This is a genomic window from Flavobacterium sp. UBA6195, assembly GCF_002422095.1.
In the GTDB taxonomy this organism is placed as follows: domain Bacteria; phylum Bacteroidota; class Bacteroidia; order Flavobacteriales; family Flavobacteriaceae; genus Flavobacterium.
In genome coordinates this window covers 1-5,423 of record NZ_DITB01000034.1, presented here as the reverse complement: position 1 = coordinate 5,423, position 5,423 = coordinate 1, and the positions used below count along the sequence as shown (strand labels likewise).

The 5,423-nt window shown below is 32.0% G+C and carries 7 protein-coding genes and 1 pseudogene; 3 read left to right on the top strand and 5 right to left on the bottom strand.

The window, feature by feature from the left end; translation table 11 throughout:
- Positions 1-620, bottom strand: a pseudogene (locus B4I81_RS02610) (sensor histidine kinase); the annotation flags it as partial.
- Positions 621-758: 138 nt separating this feature from the next.
- On the opposite strand from B4I81_RS02610, the gene B4I81_RS02605 reads away from it, so the two are divergent.
- From B4I81_RS02605 to aat, 3 genes are all read left to right on the top strand, one after another.
- A complete protein-coding gene (locus B4I81_RS02605) occupies positions 759-1,634 on the top strand; it encodes a flavin reductase family protein (protein ID WP_291107094.1) in 876 nt (291 codons plus the stop codon).
- An 11-nt stretch (positions 1,635-1,645) separates the two neighbouring features.
- Positions 1,646-2,032: a DUF3127 domain-containing protein gene (locus B4I81_RS02600; RefSeq protein WP_291107091.1), complete on the top strand. Its 387-nt coding sequence runs from the start codon at positions 1,646-1,648 to the stop codon at positions 2,030-2,032.
- Positions 2,033-2,125: 93 nt separating this feature from the next.
- Positions 2,126-2,761 carry a leucyl/phenylalanyl-tRNA--protein transferase gene (aat, locus tag B4I81_RS02595; protein WP_291107088.1) on the top strand — a complete coding sequence of 212 codons (636 nt, stop codon included), beginning with the start codon at positions 2,126-2,128 and terminating at the stop codon, positions 2,759-2,761.
- A 219-nt stretch (positions 2,762-2,980) separates the two neighbouring features.
- Here the strand turns inward: aat and B4I81_RS02590 are convergent, their stop codons facing one another.
- The 4 genes from B4I81_RS02590 to tsf form a co-directional block, all read right to left on the bottom strand.
- Positions 2,981-3,193, bottom strand: coding sequence for a VF530 family protein (locus B4I81_RS02590; RefSeq protein WP_291107085.1), 213 nt, complete (start codon positions 3,191-3,193; stop codon positions 2,981-2,983).
- A 4-nt stretch (positions 3,194-3,197) separates the two neighbouring features.
- On the bottom strand, positions 3,198-3,758 hold the full coding sequence (locus B4I81_RS02585) for a DNA-3-methyladenine glycosylase I (RefSeq protein ID WP_291107082.1): 561 nt from the start codon (positions 3,756-3,758) through the stop codon (positions 3,198-3,200).
- A complete protein-coding gene (locus B4I81_RS02580; protein ID WP_291107080.1) occupies positions 3,748-4,401 on the bottom strand; it encodes a queuosine precursor transporter in 654 nt (217 codons plus the stop codon). Before B4I81_RS02580 ends, B4I81_RS02585 begins: the two co-directional genes overlap by 11 nt.
- Positions 4,402-4,492: 91 nt before the next feature.
- On the bottom strand, positions 4,493-5,314 hold the full coding sequence (gene tsf, locus B4I81_RS02575) for a translation elongation factor Ts (RefSeq protein WP_291107077.1): 822 nt from the start codon (positions 5,312-5,314) through the stop codon (positions 4,493-4,495).
- Positions 5,315-5,423: the final 109 nt, after the last annotated feature.

Sequence of the window (5,423 nt, the reverse complement as noted above, 5' to 3'; positions counted from 1 at the left end):
TCATCAATGTTTTCCAATTTTAAAAATTCCAACCATCCAATTAAAGAAGACAAAGGTGTTCCTATTTGATGTGCTGTTTCCTTTGCCATTCCAGCCCAAAGTTTATTTTGTGTTGCCATTTTGGTTGCGCGATAAAAATTATAGACAACAGCACCAAATAAAATTATAATCAACAATAAAGCAACAGGATAATATTTCAATTTGTTTAATAAAGGGGAATTCCCATAATAGACTAACTGATAACTTTTCTCGGAAAGTTGCATTTTTATGGGTTGGTTGTCGTTTTTAATTGAGTTAAAATATTTTTTTAACGCTGTAGTGTCATTTGCAATAGCTTCATCAATATTGTTGTGACTTATAATGGAATCTTTGCTATCCGTAACAATCATTGGTATTGTAGTATTGTTTTGGATAATTTGAAAGGGTAATTCAATATCTGTAAATTCATTGGCATTAGCTAAAGTTTTTTGTGCACTTGCCCAAAACTCCATTTTTGCTCGTTCTTCGTTTTTGAAAATCTGAAAAAAGTTATAGGTATTCCAAAGTATTAAAACTACAATGAAAAAAGAAGCTATTATAATAAACCAACGCGTAAGATTTCGTCTTTCTGAAAACTGCATGTATTCGTATTTGAAGTAAAAATACTAAAATCCTTTTTAATTTGATGTTTATTCTTGTATTTGCTTTTGATTTTTGTCCCAAAAATTTTGGGATTGAAATTGCCTTTGTTCTTGTTATCTTTGTAAAAAAGTTTCAACATGTTAAGCATCGATCCAAAAGAAATAGCGCCAGCAAAATTACAAAGCTATTTGCAAAGTGCCGTAGCACCAAGACCTATCGCTTTTGCAAGTACTTTAGATAGTAATGGAAATCCAAATTTATCGCCATTCAGTTTTTTTAATGTATTTAGCTCAAATCCACCAATTTTAATTTTTTCACCAGCAAGACGTGTTCGCGATAATACAGTTAAACATACTTTAATTAATGCTCAAAGTACAAAAGAAGTAGTCGTTAATGTGGTGAATTATGATATTGTAGAGCAGATGTCCTTATCAAGTACCGAATATCCAGACGGTGTAAATGAGTTTGAAAAGGCCGGATTTACAATGCTAAAATCAGATAAAGTAAAACCGTTTCGTGTAGCAGAAAGTCCGGTGCAATTTGAATGTAAGATTAATGATGTGATTGCATTAGGTGACCAAGGAGGTGCAGGCAATTTAGTGATTTGCGAAGTAGTAAAAATTCACATCAACGAAGCTATTTTAGATGCCAACGGAATGATTGATCAATACAAAATCGACTTAGTTGCCCGAATGGGAGCTAATTGGTACAGTCGTTCAAATGTAGGCATGTTTGAAGTGGAAAAACCGCTAACTACTTTAGGAATTGGAGTTGATAGTATTCCAGATTTTATTAAAGAAAGTGGTTATTTTACAGGGAATGATTTAGCAAGATTAGGAAATATAGAAAATATTCCAACCGAAGAAGAAATTGCTATATTTGTAAAAGAAAATTTTGAAGTCAAAGCCGTTTTAAGTGCTGATGATTTGGATACAAAATTTCAAAAAGCAAAAGAGTATGTAGATAATGGAAGAGCGATTGATGCTTGGAAATTGTTATTAGCAAAAAAATAAATTTTAGTATTATGGAAGTTTTAGGAAGAGTAAAAGTAATTAATCCAGTTCAACAAGTAAGTGCATCTTTTAAAAAGAGAGAGCTTGTAGTAACTACAGAAGAGCAATATCCACAGCATATTTTAATCGAGTTTACACAAGATAAAACCGATTTATTAAATAATTATAATGTTGGTGAACAAGTAAAAGTTTCTATCAATTTAAGAGGTAGAGAATGGGTAAATCCACAAGGAGAAACAAAATATTTTAACTCTATCCAGGGTTGGAGAATTGAAAAAGCACAAGCAGAAGTTCCTGCTGCAGCAGCGGCACCTCAAATGCCACCAATGCCACCAGCAGCCGCTTTTGAACCAGCAACCAACTTTAATGAAGAAGAACACGACGATTTACCTTTTTAAAAGTTAGAAGTCAGAAGTTAGAAGTCAGAAGTTTTATAATTTCTGGCTTTTTCTTTTTCTAAATTCTAATTTCTGAATTCTAAATTTAAAGAGATGTACTATTTAACCCAAGAATTATATTTCCCACCAGTTGAAACCGCTTCTCCAGAAGGAATTGTTGCGGTAGGAGGCGATTTATCTCCAGAACGACTTGTTTTGGCTTATAATTCAGGTATTTTTCCTTGGTTTGAAGATGATGAGCCAATATTGTGGTGGAGTCCGCCAGAACGTATGGTTTTGTTTTTTGAAGATTTAAAGATTTCAAAAAGCATGCGAAACGTTATCAATCAAAGAAAATTTAAAGTTACGTTCAATACCGCTTTTAGAGATGTAATTCTAAATTGCAAAAAAATATCCAGAAAAGATCAACCAGGTACTTGGATTACCGACAATATGGTGGAAGCATATTGTAAACTTCATGAATTGGGTATAGCCAAAAGTGTTGAGGTTTGGCAAGATGATGAATTAGTAGGTGGTTTGTATGGCGTGGATTTAGGTTATATTTTTTGTGGTGAAAGTATGTTTTCTAAAGTTTCAAATGCTAGTAAAATGGCTTTTATAGCTTTAGCAAAACAATTAGAAATGGCAAATTATCGTTTATTAGATTGTCAAGTGTATAACGATCATTTAGCCAGTTTAGGTTGCGTAGAAATTGAGAGAGAAGATTTTTTAATGGTGTTGAAGTCTTAAAAAAATTAATGATATGTTTTTAACAGGTAATATTGGGGCTTTGTTATTGTTTGTTGTATTTATAACTACACTAATCAATTTAATATTTTTTTTATTGATAAATTATTTAGTAAAAAATAAAGTTCATTTTTTGTTGAAGTTATTAATTTTTATTGTTTTTGAAATTCTAATATTCTTTATGATAATAAATAATATTGAAGGATTTATGAGTTTTTTCTTTTAAAACTTTGGCAACGTTCTCACATACAATTCCTCTACTTTTTTTCGTGCCCAATCTGTTTTTCTTAAAAATTTTAAAGTAGAATTTACAGATGGATTTTCTTTAAAACAATTGATGTTTATAAGTTCTGCCAAAGTGTCAAAACCGTAAAAATCTACTAATTGCTCAACAATAGTTTTTAATGGTTTTCCGTGAAGTGGGTCGTTACTCATAATCTTATTTTCTTGTCCAGCAATCCATTACATGATCATTTACCATTCCAGTGGCTTGCATGTGAGCATATACTACAGTAGAACCCACAAATTTAAATCCGCGTTTTTTTAAATCTTTGCTCAAAGCATCTGAGATAGGAGTGGTGGCTTTGACTTCGCTTAAAGTTTTGGGGTGGTTGTCAATTGGTTTTCCATCTACAAAACCCCAAATATATTTAGAAAATGTCCCAAATTCTTCTTGCACTTTTATAAACGCTTGCGCATTGGTAACCGTAGCTTTAATCTTTAATTTGTTCCGAATAATTCCTGCATCTTCAGCTAATTCTGCTATTTTTTCATCAGAATAATTAGCTATTTTTATTATATCGAAATTATCAAATGCGCTTCTAAAATTTTCTCTTTTAGCTAAAACAGTGTACCAACTCAATCCTGCTTGAAACGTTTCTAAAATTAAAAATTCGAAAATAGTTTCATCATCATAAACAGGTTTTCCCCATTCGTTATCATGATAATTTCGGTATAAATCATCTTTTTCGCACCAAGCGCATCGGGTTTTATTTTGCATCTCTAGCTAAGTATTTTTCAATTAAATAATGACCTAAATAAATCAACGGTGTTAATCCAACAGCAATTAAAAGTTTTACAGTATATCCGGTTAATGCGGATGCAATGAACATTTTAGTATCAATTTTTCCAGGTAGCCAAAATGCAATTCCTAATACAATAAAACTATCAAAAAGTTGTGAAATAACGGTTGAGCCCGTACTTCTCAACCAAATCATTTTTTTACCCGTTCGGTTTTTTACAAAATGGAAAATGGTAACATCAATTAATTGGGAAACTAAAAAAGCTGTGATACTTCCCACAATAATCCACATACTTTGCCCGAAAACAGCAGAAAATTGTTCGTCTGTAATTAAACCATCGCCTTTAACTGCAGGAATTTGTAATCCAATCAACAGTAGAAAAAAAGTATAAGCAATTAATCCTGCCGTAATGAAGGATAGTTTTTTTACCCCTTTTTCACCAAAGTATTCGTTGATTAAATCGGTTGTAATGAAGACAATGGGCCAAGGTAAAATACCTAAACTCAATACAACATCTCCAATGTAAATTAATTTTCCACCTATTAATTCAGCAACTAGAGCATTGGTGATAAAAATACCAGCAAGAATTACATAAATAATATCTTTTCTTCTTTGAAACATAGCAATTGTTTTACCAAAAGTAGAGAATTATATTGCAAAAAAAAACTTCAACCCGAAGATTGAAGTTTTTAATATGATTGAGTTGGATAAATTATCCTAAAGCAACTCTTCTGAAACCTGTAACAGTTAAGTTAGCATCTACAGATTTAATGTAGTTAGCAACACTCATAGAACTGTCTTTGATAAAATCTTGGTTTACTAAAGTATTGTCTTTGTAGAAACGTTGGATTTTTCCTTTAGAAATGTTGTCTAACATTGCTTCTGGTTTTCCTTCAGCTCTTAATTGCTCTTTAGCAATTTCAATTTCTTTTTCAATGATTGCAGCATCAACACCAGCTTCGTTTAAAGCAATTGGGTTCATAGCGGCAGCTTGCATTGCAACGTTTTTAGCAGCTTCGTCAGCACCAGCAACATTTGCAGATAATGCCACTAATGTAGCGATTTTACCAGCGTGAATGTAAGAACCAACATAAGCACCTTCTAATCTTTCGAAAGCACCGATTTCGATTTTTTCTCCAATTACTCCAGTTTGCTCGATTAATTTCTCAGCAACAGTGATTCCGTTGAAATCAGAAGCTAATAATTCTTCTTTAGTAGCATAGTTTAAAGCTTGGTTAGCTAAATCATTTGCTAATTTAACGAAAGATTCGTTTTTACCTACGAAGTCAGTTTCACAGTTTAAAGTGATTGCAACTCCAGCAGTGTAGTCAGCATTGATAACAGCAACAGCAGCTCCTTCAGTAGATTCTCTATCTGAACGGTTAGCAGCTACTTTTTGACCTTTTTTTCTTAAGTTTTCGATAGCTAAATCGAAATCTCCTTCAGCCTCCACTAATGCTTTTTTACAATCCATCATTCCAGCACCAGTGATAGTTCTTAATTTATTTACGTCTGCAGCAGTAATATTTGCCATTTTGTATTTTTTTTATTTGTTGTTTATAAAAGTAAAAATTCCAATTACTAAATCCCAAATTCCAATTTTACTAAATTGCTAACTAAAAGTTAGAACAAGTTTGGAATTT